General features: G+C 41.6%; 26 protein-coding genes. 4 read left to right on the top strand and 22 right to left on the bottom strand.

The features are described 5' to 3' along the window. Positions 1–9 precede the first annotated feature (9 nt). The 4 genes from NQ560_RS01950 to fdhF all read left to right on the top strand — a co-directional run bounded on the left by NQ560_RS01950 (position 10) and on the right by fdhF (position 6,701). A complete protein-coding gene (locus NQ560_RS01950) occupies positions 10–1,224 on the top strand; it encodes a molybdopterin molybdotransferase MoeA (RefSeq protein ID WP_005332314.1) in 1,215 nt (404 codons plus the stop codon). An 87-nt stretch (positions 1,225–1,311) separates the two neighbouring features. Next, positions 1,312–2,124 carry a formate/nitrite transporter family protein gene (locus NQ560_RS01945; protein WP_005332316.1) on the top strand — a complete coding sequence of 271 codons (813 nt, stop codon included), beginning with the start codon at positions 1,312–1,314 and terminating at the stop codon, positions 2,122–2,124. Between the two features lie 33 nt (positions 2,125–2,157). Continuing rightward, positions 2,158–3,993 carry an NAD(P)-binding protein gene (locus tag NQ560_RS01940; RefSeq protein ID WP_005332317.1) on the top strand — a complete coding sequence of 612 codons (1,836 nt, stop codon included), beginning with the start codon at positions 2,158–2,160 and terminating at the stop codon, positions 3,991–3,993. Beyond that, positions 3,990–6,701 carry a formate dehydrogenase subunit alpha gene (gene fdhF, locus NQ560_RS01935; protein ID WP_081445662.1) on the top strand — a complete coding sequence of 904 codons (2,712 nt, stop codon included), beginning with the start codon at positions 3,990–3,992 and terminating at the stop codon, positions 6,699–6,701. The genes NQ560_RS01940 and fdhF overlap by 4 nt, the downstream gene beginning before the upstream one ends. 528 nt (positions 6,702–7,229) lie before the next feature. Here the strand turns inward: fdhF and NQ560_RS01930 are convergent. From NQ560_RS01930 to rpsQ, 22 genes are all read right to left on the bottom strand, one after another. Further along, the gene (locus NQ560_RS01930) at positions 7,230–7,766 is read right to left on the bottom strand and encodes a bL17 family ribosomal protein (protein ID WP_005332321.1); all 537 of its coding nucleotides are present in this window, start codon (positions 7,764–7,766) and stop codon (positions 7,230–7,232) included. A 161-nt stretch (positions 7,767–7,927) separates the two neighbouring features. Continuing rightward, positions 7,928–8,887 (bottom strand): DNA-directed RNA polymerase subunit alpha, encoded by a 960-nt coding sequence (locus NQ560_RS01925; RefSeq protein ID WP_005339004.1) that lies wholly within the window; start codon positions 8,885–8,887, stop codon positions 7,928–7,930. Positions 8,888–8,917: 30 nt separating this feature from the next. Then, positions 8,918–9,511, bottom strand: a complete 594-nt coding sequence (gene rpsD / locus NQ560_RS01920; protein WP_005332326.1) for a 30S ribosomal protein S4 — start codon at positions 9,509–9,511, stop codon at positions 8,918–8,920. 60 nt (positions 9,512–9,571) lie between these two features. Beyond that, positions 9,572–9,967 carry a 30S ribosomal protein S11 gene (gene rpsK / locus NQ560_RS01915; RefSeq protein WP_005332330.1) on the bottom strand — a complete coding sequence of 132 codons (396 nt, stop codon included), beginning with the start codon at positions 9,965–9,967 and terminating at the stop codon, positions 9,572–9,574. Between the two features lie 49 nt (positions 9,968–10,016). Beyond that, positions 10,017–10,385, bottom strand: coding sequence for a 30S ribosomal protein S13 (gene rpsM, locus NQ560_RS01910; RefSeq protein WP_005339006.1), 369 nt, complete (start codon positions 10,383–10,385; stop codon positions 10,017–10,019). A gap of 246 nt (positions 10,386–10,631) precedes the next feature. Beyond that, positions 10,632–10,745 carry a 50S ribosomal protein L36 gene (gene rpmJ / locus NQ560_RS01905; RefSeq protein WP_005339020.1) on the bottom strand — a complete coding sequence of 38 codons (114 nt, stop codon included), beginning with the start codon at positions 10,743–10,745 and terminating at the stop codon, positions 10,632–10,634. Between the two features lie 319 nt (positions 10,746–11,064). Then, positions 11,065–11,283: a translation initiation factor IF-1 gene (gene infA, locus NQ560_RS01900; protein ID WP_004607275.1), complete on the bottom strand. Its 219-nt coding sequence runs from the start codon at positions 11,281–11,283 to the stop codon at positions 11,065–11,067. Between the two features lie 12 nt (positions 11,284–11,295). Next, on the bottom strand, positions 11,296–11,550 hold the full coding sequence (locus tag NQ560_RS01895) for a KOW domain-containing RNA-binding protein (RefSeq protein WP_005332341.1): 255 nt from the start codon (positions 11,548–11,550) through the stop codon (positions 11,296–11,298). A 78-nt stretch (positions 11,551–11,628) separates the two neighbouring features. Further along, on the bottom strand, positions 11,629–12,393 hold the full coding sequence (gene map, locus NQ560_RS01890) for a type I methionyl aminopeptidase (protein WP_005332352.1): 765 nt from the start codon (positions 12,391–12,393) through the stop codon (positions 11,629–11,631). A 4-nt stretch (positions 12,394–12,397) separates the two neighbouring features. Next, complete coding sequence (locus NQ560_RS01885; protein WP_005332354.1) at positions 12,398–13,042, bottom strand: adenylate kinase; 645 nt, start codon at positions 13,040–13,042, stop codon at positions 12,398–12,400. Between the two features lie 58 nt (positions 13,043–13,100). Beyond that, the gene (gene secY / locus NQ560_RS01880) at positions 13,101–14,417 is read right to left on the bottom strand and encodes a preprotein translocase subunit SecY (RefSeq protein WP_005332362.1); all 1,317 of its coding nucleotides are present in this window, start codon (positions 14,415–14,417) and stop codon (positions 13,101–13,103) included. After that, positions 14,417–14,857 (bottom strand): 50S ribosomal protein L15, encoded by a 441-nt coding sequence (gene rplO / locus NQ560_RS01875; protein ID WP_005332364.1) that lies wholly within the window; start codon positions 14,855–14,857, stop codon positions 14,417–14,419. Before rplO ends, secY begins: the two co-directional genes overlap by 1 nt. Before the next feature lie 28 nt (positions 14,858–14,885). Next, positions 14,886–15,065 (bottom strand): 50S ribosomal protein L30, encoded by a 180-nt coding sequence (gene rpmD, locus NQ560_RS01870; RefSeq protein WP_005332368.1) that lies wholly within the window; start codon positions 15,063–15,065, stop codon positions 14,886–14,888. Positions 15,066–15,079: 14 nt separating this feature from the next. Continuing rightward, a complete protein-coding gene (rpsE, locus tag NQ560_RS01865; protein WP_005332371.1) occupies positions 15,080–15,589 on the bottom strand; it encodes a 30S ribosomal protein S5 in 510 nt (169 codons plus the stop codon). Positions 15,590–15,603: 14 nt separating this feature from the next. Beyond that, entirely contained in the window at positions 15,604–15,972 is a 369-nt protein-coding gene (rplR, locus tag NQ560_RS01860; RefSeq protein ID WP_005332375.1) for a 50S ribosomal protein L18, read from the bottom strand. A gap of 17 nt (positions 15,973–15,989) precedes the next feature. Next, the gene (gene rplF / locus NQ560_RS01855) at positions 15,990–16,532 is read right to left on the bottom strand and encodes a 50S ribosomal protein L6 (protein ID WP_005332376.1); all 543 of its coding nucleotides are present in this window, start codon (positions 16,530–16,532) and stop codon (positions 15,990–15,992) included. A 75-nt stretch (positions 16,533–16,607) separates the two neighbouring features. After that, entirely contained in the window at positions 16,608–17,009 is a 402-nt protein-coding gene (rpsH, locus tag NQ560_RS01850) for a 30S ribosomal protein S8 (protein ID WP_005339031.1), read from the bottom strand. Positions 17,010–17,152: 143 nt separating this feature from the next. Beyond that, complete coding sequence (locus tag NQ560_RS01845; RefSeq protein ID WP_005332379.1) at positions 17,153–17,338, bottom strand: type Z 30S ribosomal protein S14; 186 nt, start codon at positions 17,336–17,338, stop codon at positions 17,153–17,155. A gap of 11 nt (positions 17,339–17,349) precedes the next feature. Further along, positions 17,350–17,889 carry a 50S ribosomal protein L5 gene (gene rplE / locus NQ560_RS01840; RefSeq protein WP_005332380.1) on the bottom strand — a complete coding sequence of 180 codons (540 nt, stop codon included), beginning with the start codon at positions 17,887–17,889 and terminating at the stop codon, positions 17,350–17,352. Positions 17,890–17,911: 22 nt separating this feature from the next. Continuing rightward, a complete protein-coding gene (gene rplX, locus NQ560_RS01835; protein ID WP_005332381.1) occupies positions 17,912–18,223 on the bottom strand; it encodes a 50S ribosomal protein L24 in 312 nt (103 codons plus the stop codon). A 14-nt stretch (positions 18,224–18,237) separates the two neighbouring features. Further along, positions 18,238–18,606, bottom strand: a complete 369-nt coding sequence (rplN, locus tag NQ560_RS01830; RefSeq protein ID WP_005332383.1) for a 50S ribosomal protein L14 — start codon at positions 18,604–18,606, stop codon at positions 18,238–18,240. Between the two features lie 19 nt (positions 18,607–18,625). Further along, the gene (rpsQ, locus tag NQ560_RS01825) at positions 18,626–18,880 is read right to left on the bottom strand and encodes a 30S ribosomal protein S17 (protein ID WP_005332385.1); all 255 of its coding nucleotides are present in this window, start codon (positions 18,878–18,880) and stop codon (positions 18,626–18,628) included. Positions 18,881–18,918: the final 38 nt, after the last annotated feature.

The raw sequence follows: 18,918 nt of genomic DNA, 5'->3' as shown, positions 1-18,918 counted from the left end.
AACATACATATGAACATTCAGACTTTAAAAGAAGCATCTGACTGTCTCCTGAATCTGGCAAAACCAGAAACTCAGACGATAGAACACATTTTACTACAAGATGCTTTTGAACGAATTCTTGCAGAAGATATTACAGCTAAAATTCCGGTGCCTTCTTTTGCCAAAAGCGCATATGATGGATATGCACTTCGTCAGGCTGACACAGCCGCTGCTTCACCGGAACATCCTGTGACTTTAGACGTTACCGGGGTAATTCCTGCCGGAAGTGTTCCAACCTATCCAATCACAGAAGGAAAAGCTGCACGGATCATGACCGGCGCACCAGTTCCGGAAGGTGCCGATGCCATTATCATGCATGAGCGCACTTCCTTTACTGAGAATACGGTTACATTAACGGCGCCCGTTACCTCCGCAAACATCATTCCACCTGGGGAAGATGTTGCAGCCGGAACTTTGCTTGTTCCAAAAGGCAAAATACTTACCGCTTCTGACCTGGCACTGATTGCCGGACAGGGGATTGCTGAAATTGGGGTCTATAAAAAGCTCTCCATCGGGCTTATCAGTACCGGAAGCGAACTTTTGAATACAGGTTCTCCTTTAGAATACGGTAAGATTTATAATACGAATCCATATCTTTTAGGCGGTTACATTCAAAAACATCATATGACTGCCAACTACCTTAACACGGTCAGTGATGATCTGGATTCCCTGTGTCGGGCCGTACTCGACGCCCTCAAGACCAATGATATCGTAATCACGACAGGCGGTGTATCTGCCGGTGATTTCGACTATATGCCGGAAGTGATACGTCGCATTGGGGGCGACCTTCTCTTCCACCGGTTAAAATTCAAACCGGGCGGTGCAATGCTTGGTGCATTTAAAGACGGAAAAGTCATTCTGGGCTTATCCGGTAATCCGGGTGCTGCCGCAACAGGTCTGTTGTGTGTCGGCTTTCCATTTATGAGAAAACTCTCGGGAAGATCTGACATCACGTTTTCACAGGCAACTGCTTATCTTGGGGTTGATTTTAAAAAATCAAGTCCTGTGACTAGAATTTTAAAAGGTCATTCAGATTTCAAAAATGGTATGTTATATTTCACCCCACTTAGCAACCAGCACAATGGTTCTGTTTCTTCCATGAGCGATTGTGATCTGCTGGCCGTCATTCCTGCCGGAAGTAAACCTCTTGCGGCAGGCGACAAGCTTGAAGTCTATATATTATGATATCAGGGCAAACGATGTTTTTACGTAACTTTTTGCCGGCATCATATATATTAGAAATAAAATTTTAGGGGAAGGGAGGAATTTGTTATGAATTCACCAAAAGAAATTGCTAACAATTATATTGCTATCGGAAAGGGGAAGGTAAACACTCCGGTCGCCAAGATGTTCGTTCTTGGAATACTGGCCGGAATCTTTATCGCATTTGGAGGCGTTGCTTCTACTGCAGCCGCTGTATCTATTCCGCTGGCATCTGTAGGCAAGTTTCTTGGAGCATGCATCTTCCCAGGAGGACTGACTATGGTACTCCTCGCTGGAAGTGAACTGTTCACAGGTAATTGTCTTCTGGTTATTCCGCTCTGCAAAAAAGAGATCACTCTTGGCGGAATGCTGAAGAACTGGGTAGTTGTATACCTTGGCAATATGGTCGGTGGAATTGGTGTTGCTGCAATCTGTGTATTCAGCCATCAGGCTGGTCTTTTTAACAACGGTCTTGCTGCTTCTATGATCAGCACTGCTGCCGGTAAGGTATCACTCTCCTTTGGCGATGCATTTCTTCGCGGAATTGCATGTAATTTCCTTGTATGTATCGCTGTATGGATTTCATTTGCTGCCAAGCAGGTGTCTTCCAAGATCATCGGATTGTTCTTTCCAATCATGATGTTCGTTTTATGTGGATTCGAGCATAGCGTAGCCAATATGTACTATATTGCTGCCGGTATTTTTGCTAAGGGAAATGCAGCCTATCTTGAAGCTGCAACTGCTGCCGGCGCTGACGTATCTGGCCTTACATGGGGAGCTATGTTCACCAAAAATCTTCTTCCGGTAACGTTGGGGAACATTATCGGCGGAGCAGTTTTGGTAGGTCTTGCCTACTGGTTCGTTTACTTAAAAGACGACTAAAAAAATCTTTATTGAATTTAGAAAGGGAAAATTATGAGCAAATTATATCTTGCTGATCCGTCAGGTTATGACGTGAAAATGAATGAAATCGCACGACATTTTTCTCATAAAGTTGAGGTTTATCCTCCTGGAAGCTGCCCGATCACTATGCAGATCTCTATGTTGCGTACGGCTGCAAACCAGACTTGTGGAAAATGTGTTCCGTGCCGCGACGGTCTTCCACTTGTAGCACGTCTGATGCAGAAAGTGTTAGATGGCCGTGCAACAGAAAAAACTTTGGATAACATCCGTATGATGGCTACGATGATCCGTTCATCTGCTGACTGTGCCATCGGTTGGAATGCCGCTGATGAGGTCTTAAAAGGATTAGACCTGTTTGCAGACGAATATCAGAGCCACATTGAAAACAAAAAATGTCTGGAATCCATCGGACAGAAGGTACCTTGTATCTCCTTATGTCCTGCACATGTAAATATTCCGGGATATATCGCATTAGTTGGTGAAGAGGATTACGCCGGAGCAATTAATCTGATCCGTAAAGACAATCCGTTCCCGACAGCCTGTGCTATGGTCTGTGAGCATCCTTGTGAGGAGCGCTGCAGAAGAAAGATGCTGGAGTCACCGATCAACATCCGTGCACTGAAAAAATATGCAGTTGATATGATGCCAGTCGACAAAGTTGCTACACCAAAACCGAATCCTTCTACAGGAAAATCCATCGGTGTCATTGGTGGTGGTCCTGCAGGACTAACTGCAGCATACTTCTTAGCTCTTATGGGACATAAGATTGAAGTATATGAAACACATGACAAACTTGGCGGAATGCTCCGTTATGGAATTCCGAATTACCGTTTTCCGAAAGATCGTCTGGATGAAGATATCCGTGCGATTTTAAATAGCGGTGATATCCATGTTACATACAACACAACAATCGGAAAAGATATTCCTGTCAAAGATATTTACGAGAAACATGATGCAATTTTTGTTGGAATTGGTGCTCAGACAGGTAAGACACTTCGTATTGAAGGTGCTGACGCCGGAAATGTTGTATCTGCTGTAGATATTCTGGATCAGATTGGAAATGGAAATCTTCCTGATTACACTGGCAAAAGTGTTGTCGTTATCGGTGGTGGTAACGTTGCTATGGACTGTGCAAGAAGTGCTGTCAGATGCAACGCAGAAGAAGTATCCATCATTTACCGTCGCCGTCAGAAAGACATGACTGCCCTGGAATCTGAGATCGAATCCGCAGTTATGGAAGGAATCGCACTTGTAACACTGCAGGCTCCGGTCGAGATTACAAAAGATGAAAATGGTAACTGTAAATCTCTGATCACACAACCACAGATGATTAGTGCTTACCGCGGATCCAGACCGGCACCAAAGGATGCTGCAAAAGAAAAACAGGAATTCAAAGCAGATGTTATTATGATCGCAGTTGGACAGGATATTGTATCCGCTCCATTTGAAGAGTTTGGTATCCCTGCAAAATGGAATATCCTTCAGGCCGGACTTGACACAGAAGTAAAAGAAATCCCTGGTGTATTCACCGGTGGAGACTGTGCAACTGGTCCATCTACTGTAATTCGTGCAATCGCTGCCGGAAAAGTAGCTGCACACAATATTGATGAATATCTTGGTTACCACCACACACTCACTTGTGAAGCTGTTGTACCGGAACCAAAAGAAAATATGCGTGATCTTATGGGACGTACAGAGATTGGTGAGCGCCCGGCAAATATCCGCAAGAAAGATTTCGAACATGTAGAAGAGCTCTTAACACATGAAGAAGCTATGCAGGAAGCATGCCGCTGTCTGCGTTGTGACCACTTCGGATGTGGAGCTATGGTAGGAGGTAGAGACTTATGATTAATCTGACAATCGATGGCGTACAGATTGAAGCAAAAGAAGGTCAGTCAATCTTAAGCGCTGCAAGGGAGCATGGAATCCATATTCCTACACTTTGCTTCCTGGAAAAAATTAATGAAATTGGTTCCTGTCGTATCTGTGTCGTAGAAGTAGAAGGCATGAATAAACTTGTAACTGCCTGCAACACAAAAGTAAAAGAGGGCATGAACATTACAACAGACAGCCCAGCTGTTATCGAATCCAGAAAGAACACTCTCCATCTCTTGATGGCTGAGCATAAAACAAACTGTTTCAAATGTATTAAAAATGGTGCCTGTGAGCTTCAGGCTATGGCACGCGAATATGGTATTGATGTGCCAAACTTTAAATCATCACACGGAGATGTACAGCATGAGCCATTTGACGCTCATCCATTCCTCTCCTATGACCCGGGTCTTTGTATCCAGTGCCAGCGTTGTATCAGTACTTGTGCAAAAGCTACAGGAAGACATGCCCTTTCTCTTGAGAGAAACGGTGCACGTGTATATGTAAAAGTACCGTTCGGCGAAGGCTGGGAGAATTCCTTATGCGAGTCTTGTGGGAACTGTGCTCAGGCATGTCCAACAGGTGCTCTTACGATCAAGAGAAGAAAAGATTATCGTGAATGGGAAGTTAAGAAAGTCCGCACAACCTGTCCACACTGTGCTACAGGCTGTCAGATGGATCTGTACGTAAAAGACGGCAAAATCGTAGACGTGCAGGGTGCAGACGGTCCTTCTAATCACAATCTGCTCTGTGTCAAAGGACGTAGTGGTTCTTTCGACTTCGTAGACTGTGATGCAAGAATCCGTTATCCATTAATTAAGAATAAAGAAACTGGTGAATTTGAGCGTGCTACATGGGATGAGGCATTAAATCTCGTGGCTTCTAAATTCTCAGAGATCAGAAATCAATATGGAGGTGAGGCGCTGGCCGGATTTGCCTGCTCTCGTTCTACCAACGAAGACATTTACATGCTTCAGAAAATGGTAAGAACAGCGTTTAAGAGCAACAATACCGATAACTGCGCGCGCGTTTGACATGCTCCTACTGTTGCCGGATTGGCAACCACACTTGGCTCAGGAGCTATGACAAATACCATTTATGATATTACTCATGAATCTGATGCTATCCTCCTTGTAGGATCTAACCCGGAACATGCACATCCGGTTATCGGAATGCAGGTTCGTCAGGCCGTACAGCGCGGTGCTAAACTCATCGTAGTTGACCCACGTGATATCGACCTGTGTAAAGATGCTGATATCCATTTGAAATTAAAACCAGGTACAAACGTAGCGTTTGCAAATGGTATGATGCATATCTTCATTGAAGAAGACTTAATCGACCACAAATTCATCGAAGACCGTACAGAGAACTTCGAAGCTATGAAAGAAATGGTCAAAGATTATACACCTGAAAAAGTAGCAGAAATCTGTCAGATCGATGCAGATATGTTGAGAGAAGCTGCACGTATTTACGCAAAAGCTGATCGTGCACCAATTATGTACTGTCTTGGTGTTACAGAGCATCATACTGGTACAGAAGGTGTTATGTCCCTGTCTAACATGGCTATGATGGTTGGTAAACTTGGAAAACCTGGATGTGGTGTTAACCCAATCCGTGGTCAGAACAATGTACAGGGAGCCTGCGATATGGGTGCTTCTCCGAACCAGTTCAGCGGATATCAGAACATCGACAAACCGGGAGTTCTTGAAAAATTTGAAAAAGCATGGGATACAAAGCTGAATCCGAATATTGGTACAAAAGCTACGGACTGCTTCCCTAAGATGATCAGTGGAGATATTAAAGGATTGTTTATCTTCGGAGAGGATCCGGTCAGAACAGATCCGAACACACATCACGTAATCAAATCTCTTGAGTCACTGGACTTCTTCGCAATTGATGAGCTGTTCATGACTGAGACTGCAAAACTTGCTGATGTTATTCTTCCAGGACGTTCTTATGCTGAAAAAGAAGGAACTTTCTCTAATACTGAGAGACGTGTACAGCGCGTCAGAAAGGCCGTAGAGATTGAAGGTGATACGAAGCCTGATACTTGGATCTTCACTGAGATCATGCGTCGTATGGGCTATCCACAGCCTCATCTGACACCTGCACAGATTATGGATGAAATTGCATCTGTAACTCCTTCATTTGCCGGTATCAGCCATGAGAGGCTGGACAGCGAAGAAGTAAACGGACAGGGACTTCAGTGGCCATGTACATCAAAAGATCACCCTGGAACACCAATTATGCACGTAGGAAAATTTGCAAGAGGTCTTGGATATTTCAGACCAGCTGCATACACACCTTCTATGGAGCTTCCAGATGAGGAATATCCTCTGATCATGATGACAGGACGTATTCTCTATCATTACAATGCATGTGCTATGACTGATAAGACAGAAGGGATCAATCAGATTGCCGGCGAGTCCTTTATCGAGTTAAACACAGAAGATGCACAAAAGCTTGGCGTTGAAGACGGAGAGATGGTTTCCATTTCTTCCAGACGTGGAACGATTCAGGCAAAAGCTACCGTATCCTACAAGACAAATCCTGGTGAATGCTGGATGCCTTTCCACTATATCGAAGGTGGTGCAAACTGGCTGACAAGCGATGCACTGGATTCCATCTCAAGTACACCAGAGTACAAAGTATGTACGGTTAAAGTTGAGAAGATTACAGCGTAAATAAGACGGAATACTTATAAGCAAATACATGCCTTTGCGCTCCGAGTACAGAACATTTCGATGAGCTAATAAGCGTGTCAATCGTGTACAGCAATGGCTTACACGATTGACATTATCTCATCTCCATTGTACTCAAGTCGCACATAGGCATGTATTTTGCTTTGTATTCCTGTTTATTGACTGGCTGTTGAAGTTTTTATTTACCCTGCAATAATTTGCCTCGTAGACTTACGCTAAGAAGGCTCTCCATCTCTTATATGCGCACGACTTAAGCACTGTTGAAATGAGACGTTAGCAATCATGGAAGTTCTTACTGAACATGATTGCTTGTTCTACGGCTCATGGAAACGTCCAGTGCTTGGAGTGTAAGTATAAGCGATGGAGCTCCTTCTATCGTAAACTACAAGACAACATATCTTATTTGCAAATTATCAAACATTTTATTTTCATACAAATTACAAAAAAGCTGCCATGTTTTCACATGACAGCTTTAAAATTATCTTATTCAGATTATCAAAGTATTTGCAATTATACAAGCTCGATAAGAACTTCCATAGCTGCATCACCTTTACGCTGACCAATCTTAACGATTCTTGTGTATCCACCTTTACGATCTGCGTATTTTGGTGCGATCTCGTCGAATAATTTAGCAACAAGATCAACTTCTTTTGTGTTTTTCTTTCTTCCAGCCTGTGCTGTAGGAACCTCTGTTACAGGGTAAAGAACTTTCAGCATCTGGCGGCGAGCGTGAAGTCTGCTAGGCATATCTTTCTTGATTGTCTTGTCAACTTCGTCGTAAACTGTTTTCTTCTTTCCGTCTACAACTTCTTTTACTCTCTTGCCATTCTCGTCTTTACGAGCAACTTTAGCTTTTACAGTAACTTCTTCGAAGTTATCTTTCTCTTTTACAGCCATAGCAATAAGACCTTCAGCAATCTTGCGGATCTCTTTAGCCTTAGCTTCTGTTGTAACGATTTTTCCGTTGTTCAGAAGTGCTGTTACCTGGTTTCTTAATAAAGCTTTTCTCTGGCTTGATGTTCTGCCGAGTTTTCTATACTTTGCCATTTTAAATTTCCTCCATATTTAACACTTGGTTATACTCTTCGGGCTTACTAGCCAAATGCTCTGCTGTGCTCTTACGGTCTTACCAGCAGATAACATCTATTTCACTTAATGCTTAACGAATGTATCACCTTACGGCTCACATTCCTATAAGTATTCAGTGTTTACTCTTCTCCTTTGCTTAAGCTTAATCCTAATTCATCAAGCTTAGCAAGAACTTCTTCCAGTGACTTACGTCCAAGGTTACGAACTTTCATCATATCCTCAGATGTTCTGTTTGTGAGCTCTTCAACTGTGTTGATTCCAGCTCTCTTCAGACAGTTGTATGAACGAACAGATAACTCAAGTTCATCAATGCTCATCTCAAGCACTTTCTCTTTCTCGTCATCTTCTTTCTCAATCATGACTTCAGCAGCCTGTGCTACTTCTGACAGATCAATAAAGAGTTTCAGATGCTCGCTCAATACCTTTGCAGCAAGGCTGACTGCCTCATCTGGAAGTAATGTACCATTTGTATATACATCTAATGTCAGTTTATCAAAATCTGTAATCTGTCCGACACGTGTGTTCTCAACTGTGAGATTCACGCGCTCCACTGGGGTGTAAATAGAATCGATTGGGATTACTGCAATTGGTAACTCATCGTTCTTATTCTTCTCAGCACTTACATATCCTCTGCCCTTTGTAATGGTCAGCTCCATATATAATTTGCTGTCTGCTCCACCATTCAATGTAGCGATAACAGTCTCTGGATTCATGATCTCAATATCCTGATCTACCTGTATATCTGCAGCTGTGACAACACCTTCACCCTCGAACTCGATATATGCAGTCTTCGGCTCATCTGTCTCAGATGTATTCTTGATAGCCAGTGACTTCAGGTTCATGATGATTTCGGTAACGTCTTCTTTCACTCCTGGGATGGAGCTGAACTCATGCAGAACGCCATCAATCTTTACCTGGCTGATAGCAGATCCTGGTAATGATGAAAGCATAATTCTGCGAAGAGAATTACCTAATGTTGTTCCATAACCTCTTTCCAAAGGCTCTACAACAAATCTTCCATACTTCTTATCTTCTGAAATCTCTGTTATTTCTATATTGGGTTTATTAAAATCAAACACTAAGTCCACCTCCTGTGGGGTTACTGGTTATTATTTAGAATATAACTCGACGATTAACATCTCGTCAACTGGAACATCGATTGCTTCACGTGCAGGAAGCTCTTTAACTGTTCCTTTCAGGTTCTCCTGATCTACTTCTAACCAGTCTGGAACCATACGTCCACCTGTGACCTCTACGATCTCTTTGTATCTTGGAGAGCTCTTTTTAGCCTCTTTGATCTCTACTGTATCACCAGCTTTGATCAGGTAAGATGGAATATTTACCTGCTTACCATTTACAAGTACATGCTTATGATCAACGATCTGTCTAGCTTCACGTCTTGTTCTAGCAAATCCCATACGGAATACTACGTTGTCAAGTCTGGACTCAAGAAGGATCATCAGGTTATCACCTGTCATTCCGTTCATACGCTGAGCTTTCTCGAAGTAGTTTCTGAAAGGTTTCTCTAATACACCATAGATGAATTTAGCTTTCTGTTTCTCACGTAACTGAAGACCATACTCGCTCATCTTTCTATTGGATCTCTTTAACTGTCTGTTGGACTTTTTATCAATTCCTAAATATACTGGATCCATACCGAGGGATCTACATCTTTTAAGAACCGGAACTCTATTTACTGCCATGTTTTAATTTTCCTCCTATAAATATTCGGATACTACAATCCATTAACGTAATTATTGTAACTAGACTCTTCTGCGCTTCGGCGGACGGCAACCATTGTGTGGTACCGGTGTTACGTCTCTGATGCTTGTTACATCGATTCCGCATGCCTGAAGTGCACGGATTGCTGCTTCTCTACCTGAACCTGGTCCTTTAACCATTACGTCAACTGATTTTAAACCATGTACTAATGCTGCTTTAGCTGCTGTTTCAGCTGCCATCTGAGCTGCATAAGGGGTAGATTTTCTTGAACCTCTAAATCCAAGACCGCCCGCACTTGCCCATGAAAGAGCATTTCCCTGAGCATCTGTTAATGTAACGATTGTGTTATTAAAAGATGACTGAATGTGAGCCTGTCCATGTTCAACGTTTTTCTTGACACGTTTCTTTGTCACTTTCTTTGTAACTTTCTTTGCCATAATAAAACTAACCTACGCTTTCCTTTTTGTGTTATTTGTTATTTGTTACTTATTTCTTCTTGTTTGCTACTGTTCTCTTAGGACCTTTTCTTGTTCTTGCATTTGTCTTAGTCTTCTGACCACGAACCGGAAGTCCTTTTCTGTGACGGATTCCTCTATAGCATCCGATCTCCTGTAATCTCTTGATGTTCAGAGCGATCTCTCTTCTAAGATCTCCTTCTACAGTCTGAGTCTCGTCGATTACTGCACTGATTTTCTTTACATCGTCGTCTGTAAGATCTCTACAACGAATATCAGGATTAACTCCTGCCTGTGCTAAGATACGGGTTGCGCTTGTTCTACCGATTCCGTAGATATAAGTTAATCCGATCTCAACTCGTTTGTCTCTTGGTAAATCTACACCTGCAATACGTGCCATGTGACTGTTCCTCCACTTTCTTTGTTTGTTATCGTCTTTAATAGGGGACACATCTCCATGTCCCAGGCATGTTCGGTATCATGCCCTTTCCGGTCACCGCATCTTTTATGGAAGCTGCGCGGTAATGACGGACCGGCATTAGAAGCAATATACGAGGAATCATCACCGGCTAAAGGTGTTCCTTGTATATTTAAAATAGTCTCTACACACCGCCTGGCGTGTCCTGACTATCAGCCGCCTAATTAATTAACCCTGTCTCTGTTTGTGTTTCGGGTTTTCGCAGATAATGCGAACGCTTCCTTTTCTTTTGATTACTTTGCATTTTTCGCAAATTGGTTTTACTGATGATCTAACCTTCATTAGGGGATCCTCCTTTCATCCATTGCTCTGCCTTTTGTTTCGCACGGTTTCTTTTATCATATCATTTTGCAACTCATGAAAATATCTGAAGACTGTATCACCGACTGTTCTTCAAATATATGATAACGCAAATATAAGCGCCCAGAAACGCGCTTATATATTGTAGCATTATATCTCAAATAAAGTCAATACTTTTTCTTGAGTTTTTTTAATTTTTTCAAGTATTTTTTCGAATATTTTTTTTAGCTTATTTTAATGTCTATTTTCGAATTTTCAGATATATTTCTATATCCTTTTCAAGATTATTTTAAATCTCTTCCTATTTATCTCTCCAGATAATTCTTCCTTTTGAAAGATCATATGGGGATAACTCAAGTGTTACTTTATCTCCTGGTAAGATCTTGATAAAGTTCATTCTAAGTTTTCCGCTGATGTGTGCCAGAACCTGATGTCCATTCTCAAGTTCAACCTGAAACATTGCGTTTGGTAATTTTTCTACTACTGTTCCTTCAATTTCTATTACGTCAGCTTTTGACATATACGCTTCCTCCTAATTCTGATTATCTTCCTTATTCCAAATTTTGATCCATCTTTTTATGTCCACATCTGTGGCGCCCTGAATATCAAAGCTTTCTTTGATCAACTGGACATGCTTCTTCTTTTTCTTTTTCGGCTTATCCAGTGTTCTTACTTTTCCATCCACTAAATATACGTATGTCTCTTCAACCTTTGTGATTACATACACATTTCCGGCATCATGTCCACTTTTGGACCGGGCCATCATTCCTGTTTCAAACTGTTCCATAGCGATCTCTCCTATATTTGAGTTTCTCTCGAATCATAATATTGAATTCGAATCTGACTGTCAGATCGTTTTCTTCTATTATAATACCTTCTCACTAAGCGAGAGAAGTTTTGGTTCTCCCTCTGTAATCAGCACTGTATTTTCATAATGTGCTGCCAGTGAACCATCTCTGGTGACAACTGTCCAGTCATCATCCAGCCAGTCAACTTCATGACCACCTGCCGTGATCATTGGTTCAATCGCTAATGTCATACCTGCTTTCAGAAGCATTCCCTTCCGGTTCATCCTGAAATTCGGAATTTCAGGTGCCTCATGCAGATGTGTTCCTATTCCGTGTCCACACAGATCACGAACCACACCATATCCATGTTCTTCGGCGTAATCTCCGATCGCACCGGATATATCAAATAAATGATTACCTTCTCTGGCATATTTTATACCTTCAAAGAAACATTCTTTTGTTATCTGCATCAGATTTTTTGCTTCTTTACTGATTTCACCTACTCCATAAGTTCTGGCCGCATCTGAATGATACCCCTTGTAGATGACTCCTGCATCCAGACTTACAATATCTCCGTCCTGAATCAGTCGGTGTTTGTCCGGTATTCCATGAACAACTTCCTGATTCAGAGATACGCAGATGGATGCCGGATATCCGTTATAATTCAGGAAGGAAGGAATACAATCATAACTGCGTATAATCTCTTCTCCTAATCTGTCGATATCCAGCGTACTCATCCCCGCATGGAGCGCGTCACGTAGTTCATTATGTACAATCTCAAGAATTCTTCCGGCTTCTGCCATTAGTTCAATTTCTCTTGCTGATTTTATCGTGACCGGCATGCTGTTACGCTCCTAAAATCTCCACAATATTCTGGAACACAACATCAATGTCAACTGTTCCGTCAACTGTCTTTAAGATTCCTGCATTTGTGTAGTAATCAATCAATGGCTGTGTCTGCTCGTGATATACATCAAGACGTTTCTTTACTGTCTCCGGTTTATCATCATCACGAAGAATGAGTTCTTTACCACATGCATCACAGATTCCTTCAACTTTTGTAGGAGCATATTCCAGATGGTATGTAGCTCCACAGCCAACACAGGCACGACGTCCACCCATACGGTGAATGATATTCTCATCCGGTACATCTACATCAATTGCATAATCCATCTTCTGTCCAAGCTCTGCAAGTGCTTTATCAAGTGCTTCTGCCTGAGGAATGGTTCTCGGAAATCCATCCAGAACATATCCATTCTTGCAGTCTTCCTGATTCACACGGTCAACAACGAGATCAACTACCAGTTCATCCGGTACAAGAAGTCCCTGATCCATATATGTTTTTGCTTTTTTACCAAGCTCTGTTCCCTCTTTGATATTAGCTCTGAAGATATCTCCAGTAGAAATGTGTGGGATTTCGTACTTAGCTGCAATTTTCTTAGCCTGTGTGCCTTTTCCAGCTCCTGGCGCACCTAACATAATAATCTTCATAATTACTCTCCTTTATAGCATAATAACCCGCGAAAGAATCTTCCGCGAGTTATCCTGCTTATTTATTCAAAAAACCTTTGTAATTTCGTACAAGCATCTGTGACTCGATCTGCTTAAGTGTCTCTAAGATTACACTGACAATGATGATCAGTGATGTACCACCAAAGGACACGCTTGCTCCTAACCATCCATTAAAAATGATCGGTACAAGCTGAATCAATACAAGACCACATGCGCCAACAAAGATAATGTAATTCAGAATCTTTGTCAAATACTCAACAGTCGGTTTTCCTGGACGGATACCCGGGATAAATCCACCATTTTTCTTCATGTTATTTGCAATCTCTAACGGATTAAATGTAATTGATGTATAGAAATAAGCAAAAAATACTGTCAAAATGATGTATACTGCCAGTCCCCAGCTATATTTCGGCATCTGAGGATTACACCAGTTACCCTGATTAAGACCTCTTAAAATCTCGCTTCCGATTCCTGTTCCATTTCCCTTGCCGGCAAATGTTGCAATCACAATCGGGAACTGCATCAATGAAGATGCAAAGATAATCGGGATAACACCTGCAGTATTGACTTTCAGCGGAATGTTCGTGGACTGTCCACCGTAAGTTCTTCTTCCCATCACCTTCTGTGAATACTGTACTGCAATTCTTCTCTCGCCGTCCTGAAGTACTACTACGAATACAACAAGTACGAGGATAATAGCAACTATAATAACAACAGCAAGTCCACCTGATGCGAGACTTTTTCCTTTTACGAATTTCGTAAAGAGCGTTGTCATATCGCTTGGAATACGTGAGATAATATTAATTACCAACACAATTGAAATTCCATTTCCTACACCTTTTTCAGTAATCCGCTCACCAATCCACATCAGAAATGTAGAGCCTGCGGTCAGTGTAAGAACTACGATTGCAGCATTCACAAAATTAAATTCTTTCAAAAGTCCCTGTCTTCCGAAACCAACGGCCATGGCTGTTGACTCCATAAGCGCAAGTCCAACTGTCAGATAACGTGTGATTGCTACAATCTTCTTTCTTCCATCTTCTCCATCTTTCTGCATCTCCTCAAGTTTAGGAATTGCGATTGTAAGAAGCTGAACAATAATGGAAGATGTAATGTATGGAGTAATGCTCAATGCCAGAATTGACATCTGCTCAAAAGAGCCTCCGGTGAAAGCGTTAAACAAGTTGAACGCCTCCCCGGAATTCTGAGCAAAAAACTCTTTAATATAAGTCGGATCTACTCCTGGTGTAGGCAACTGTGATCCCAGTCTGATTACGATCAACATCAAAAAAGTATATCCAAGTTTTCTACGAATATCCTTTGTTTGAAATGCCCTTCGAAATGTCTCTAACATTAGATCACCTCTGCTTTTCCACCTAACGTCTCAATCTTAGCTACTGCACCAGCACTAAATGCATTTGCCTGAACAGTAAGCTTCTTTGTGAGCTCACCGTTACCAAGAATCTTAACACCATCTCTTGGATTCTTAACGATTCCCTGCTCGATCAGTGTTTCTACGGAAACAACTGCATCATTGTCAAATACTTCAAGAGCACTTACGTTAATTCCAACGATAGTCTTAGAATTTCTGTTTGTAAATCCTCTCTTAGGTATTCTTCTATATAATGGCATCTGACCACCTTCGAAACCTGGTCTTGGTGCTCCAGAACGAGCTTTCTGACCTTTGTGTCCCTTACCAGCTGTCTTACCATTTCCAGAACCGTGTCCACGTCCTCTTCTGAAATTATCACTCTGTTTTGCTCCATCAGCAGGTCTTAAGTTTGATAAATCCATTGTGACACCTCCTTATCTGAATTTTAATCTATGCTTCTTCTACTTTTACCAGGTGCTGAACCTGTTTGATCATTCCTCTTGTAGCTGCGTTATCCGGCAGAACTACTGTCTTATTAAGCTTCTTTAAACCTAAAGCTTCAACAGTTTTCTTATGCTTCGGAACAGCTCCAATTGTAGATTTTACTAATGTTACTTTTAAATCTGCCATTTCACTCTTCCTCCTTAGCCTAAGATTTCTTCTACTGATTTACCGCGAAGTTTAGCTACTGCTTCCGGAGTTTTTACCTGACGTAATCCCTCAACAGTTGCAAGAACAACGTTCTGCTTATTGTTTGAACCAAGAGATTTTGTACGAATGTTCTTGATTCCTGCCATCTCGATTACGGCACGTGCCGGACCACCGGCGATAACTCCAGTTCCTTCCGGAGCCTTCTTAAGAAGCACGGAAGCTCCTCCGAATTTTCCGATAAAATCATGTGTAATACTATCGTTCTCATCTAATGCTACTTTGATGAGGTTCTTTGCAGCATCCTCTTTACCTTTGCGGATTGCTTCCGGAATCTCAGTAGCTTTTCCTAAACCAGCGCCAACATGACCGTTCTTGTCACCAACAACTACTAAAGCTGTGAATCTCATATTACGGCCACCCTTAACAACTTTCGTTACACGTTTAATTGACACTACTTTTTCTTCTAGCTCTAACTGACTAGCATCAATACGTTCCTGTCTCATGTGTGCTCCTCCTTCTAGAAATTCAACCCAGCTTCTCTAGCTGCGTCTGCTAATGCCTGAATTTTACCCTGGTAAATAAATCCGCCTCTATCGAAGACAACGTCTTTAATACCTTTCTCAAGTGCCTTCTCGGCAATGACTTTTCCTAAATATGCTGCTGCATCAACGTTGTTAGTTTTCTCCAGGTTTGCTTTCACATCTTTCTGAAGAGTGGAAGCGGAAACCAGTGTATTTCCAACTGTATCGTCAATAATTTGAGCATACATATGATTATTACTTCTAAACACAGCTAAGCGTGGACACTCTGTTGTTCCAGCTAAACGGTTACGTAATTTTCTGTGCTTGTTTACACGAACTTCACTTCTTGATTTCTTGCTAACCATTTTCACACTCTCCTTACTTATTTTTTACCAGTCTTACCAACTTTACGTCTGATAACTTCATCAGCATACTTAATACCTTTACCTTTGTAAGGCTCCGGTCTTCTCTTGTCTCTGATCTCAGCCGCAAACTGGCCAACTTTTTCTTTACTGATTCCTTTAACGATGATCTTGTTCTGACCTTCAACTACTGTCTCAACGCCTTCAGGATCTGTCATCTCAACTGGATGAGAATAACCAAGGTTCAGTGTTAATTTGTTTCCTGATTTTGCTGCTCTGTATCCAACACCGTTAACTTCCAGGACTTTCTCGTATCCGTTTGTTACACCAATAACCATGTTATTGATCAGTGTTCTTGTAAGACCATGTAAAGATTTCATTTTCTTTAAATCGTTTGGTCTTGTTACAACAACTTCATCACCTTCCTGCTTGATTTCCATCTCTGTAGGAAGTGCTTTCTCAAGTGTTCCTTTTGGACCTTTTACAGTCACTACATTGTTTTCTTTAATCTCAACAGTAACTCCTGCCGGGATTGCGATTGGATGTCTTCCGATACGTGACATATCTAAATCCTCCTTAACTTAGATTCTCGGAATGAGTCTTTGCTCACTCTGTTTTCAGTTTCAATTGTTCAGTGCCTACCAAATGTAGCAGAGAACTTCTCCACCAACGCCAAGCTTTCTAGCTTCTTTGTCAGTGATTACACCATGGTTTGTAGAAATGATTGCTGTTCCCAGTCCTCCAAGTACTCTCGGAAGATCTGCGCTGTTAGCGTATACACGAAGACCTGGTTTAGAGATTCTTCTAAGTCCTGTGATAACTTTCTCATTCTTGTCTGCACCATATTTTAATGTAATATGGATTGTTTTGAATACTCCATCTTCTACGATGTCATATTTCTCGATATATCCTTCATCTAATAAGATATTTGCGATTGCAAGCTTCATCTTGGATGAAGGTACATCTACTGTATCATGTTTAGCAGTATTTGCATTACGGATTCTTGTAAGCATATCTGCAATTGGATCGCTCATAGTCATGAATTGTTTTCCTCCTCTTCTGATGGATTGTTTAATGTAGTTCTCTTCGCCGGGCTCGTGGAATACCTCGCCAGACTCAGAGAACGGCCTTCTCACTAAACTCGGCCGGCGCTGGGCGCTTGACCTCGCCAAGTGTTCAGTGCCTACCAGCTTGCTTTCTTAACGCCTGGAATCTGTCCTTTGTATGCCAGTTCACGGAAGCAAACACGGCAGATACCATATTTTCTTAAATATGCATGAGGACGTCCACAAATTCTGCAACGATTATATTCTCTTGTAGAGAATTTCTGCTGACGCTGCTGTTTTACTTTCATTGCTGTCTTAGCCATAATTTACCTCCCTATTTTGTAAAAGGCATATTGAACTGTGTAAGCAGCTCACGAGCCTCTTCATCTGTATTCGCTGTTGTAACGAAGATGATATCCATACCTCTTACCTTGTCAACCTTATCATACTCGATCTCAGGGAAGATAAGCTGTTCTTTGATACCAAGAGCGTAATTTCCTCTTCCGTCAAATGCGTTAGGATTTACACCTCTGAAGTCACGTACACGAGGGAGTGCAAGGTTAACCAGACGGTCAACGAACTCATACATCTTCTCTCCTCTTAAAGTAACTTTACAACCGATTGCCATTCCTTCTCTCAGTTTGAAGTTAGCAACGGACTTTCTAGCTCTACAAACAACTGCTTTCTGTCCTGTGATCTTCTCAAGATCAGCAATTGCGGAATCTAACAGTTTTGCATTGTCTTTTGCCTCGCCAACACCCATGTTGATTACAACTTTATCAAGTTTTGGCACTTCCATAATATTCTTATAACCGAACTTTTTCGTTAATGCATCAACGATTTCGTTCTGGTACTGTTCTTTCAGTCTACTCAAAGCTTAAGCCCTCCTTCCTCAATTAATCGATCACTTCACCAGTAGATTTTGCAAAACGAACCTTCTTGTCTCCATCCATTTTGATTCCAACTCTTGTAGCTTTACCTTTGTGTAAGTACATAACGTTGGAAATGTCGATAGATCCTTCCTGGTGAACGATTCCACCATTCTGGTTTGTCATGCTAGGTTTTGTATGCTTTGTAAGCATGTTAACGCCTTCTACAGTAACTCTTCCGTTCTTGTGATCTACAGCGATAACTTTGCCTTCTTTGTCTTTATCTTTACCAGCGATAACTTTAACTGTATCACCTTTTTTAATTTTTAACATTGCCATTCCTTTGCACCTCCCTACAGTACTTCCGGAGCTAAGGAAACAATTCTCATGAAGTGTTTGTCACGAAGCTCTCTTGCTACTGGCCCAAAGATACGGGTTCCTCTTGGTGTCTTATCGTCTTTTATAATTACAGCAGCGTTTTCGTCGAAACGGATGTAAGATCCATCTTTACGGCGAGTACTGTTTACAGTACGAACAACTACAGCTTTAACTACATCGCCTTTTTTAACAACGCCGCCTGGTGTTGCATCTTTAACAGTCGCAACAATAACGTCTCCGATACTTGCATATCTTCTTGTTGAACCGCCAAGTACGCGGATACACAGTAACTCTTTAGCACCTGTGTTGTCTGCTACTTTAAGTCTGCTTTCTTGCTGTATCATGCAGGTTTCCCTCCTTATACTATTTCACTTTTTCCATAACTTCAACAAGTCTCCATCTCTTGTCTTTTGACAGAGGTCTTGTTTCCATAACTTTTACTTTGTCTCCGATGTTGCATTCATTGTTCTCATCATGAGCTTTCAGCTTATATGTCTTCTTTACAATCTTTTTGTAAAGCGGATGTTTTACATGATCTTCGATTGCAACAACGATGGTTTTATCCATTTTATTACTGATAACCTTACCAACTCTGGTTTTTCTAAGATTTCTTTCCACAGTCTGTAACTCCTTTCCTGGGGTTTATGAGTCTACTC

This window comes from Dorea formicigenerans (genome assembly GCF_025150245.1).
In the GTDB taxonomy this organism is placed as follows: Bacteria; Bacillota; Clostridia; order Lachnospirales; family Lachnospiraceae; genus Dorea; species Dorea formicigenerans.
This window is presented reverse-complemented; position numbering and strand designations above follow the sequence as displayed.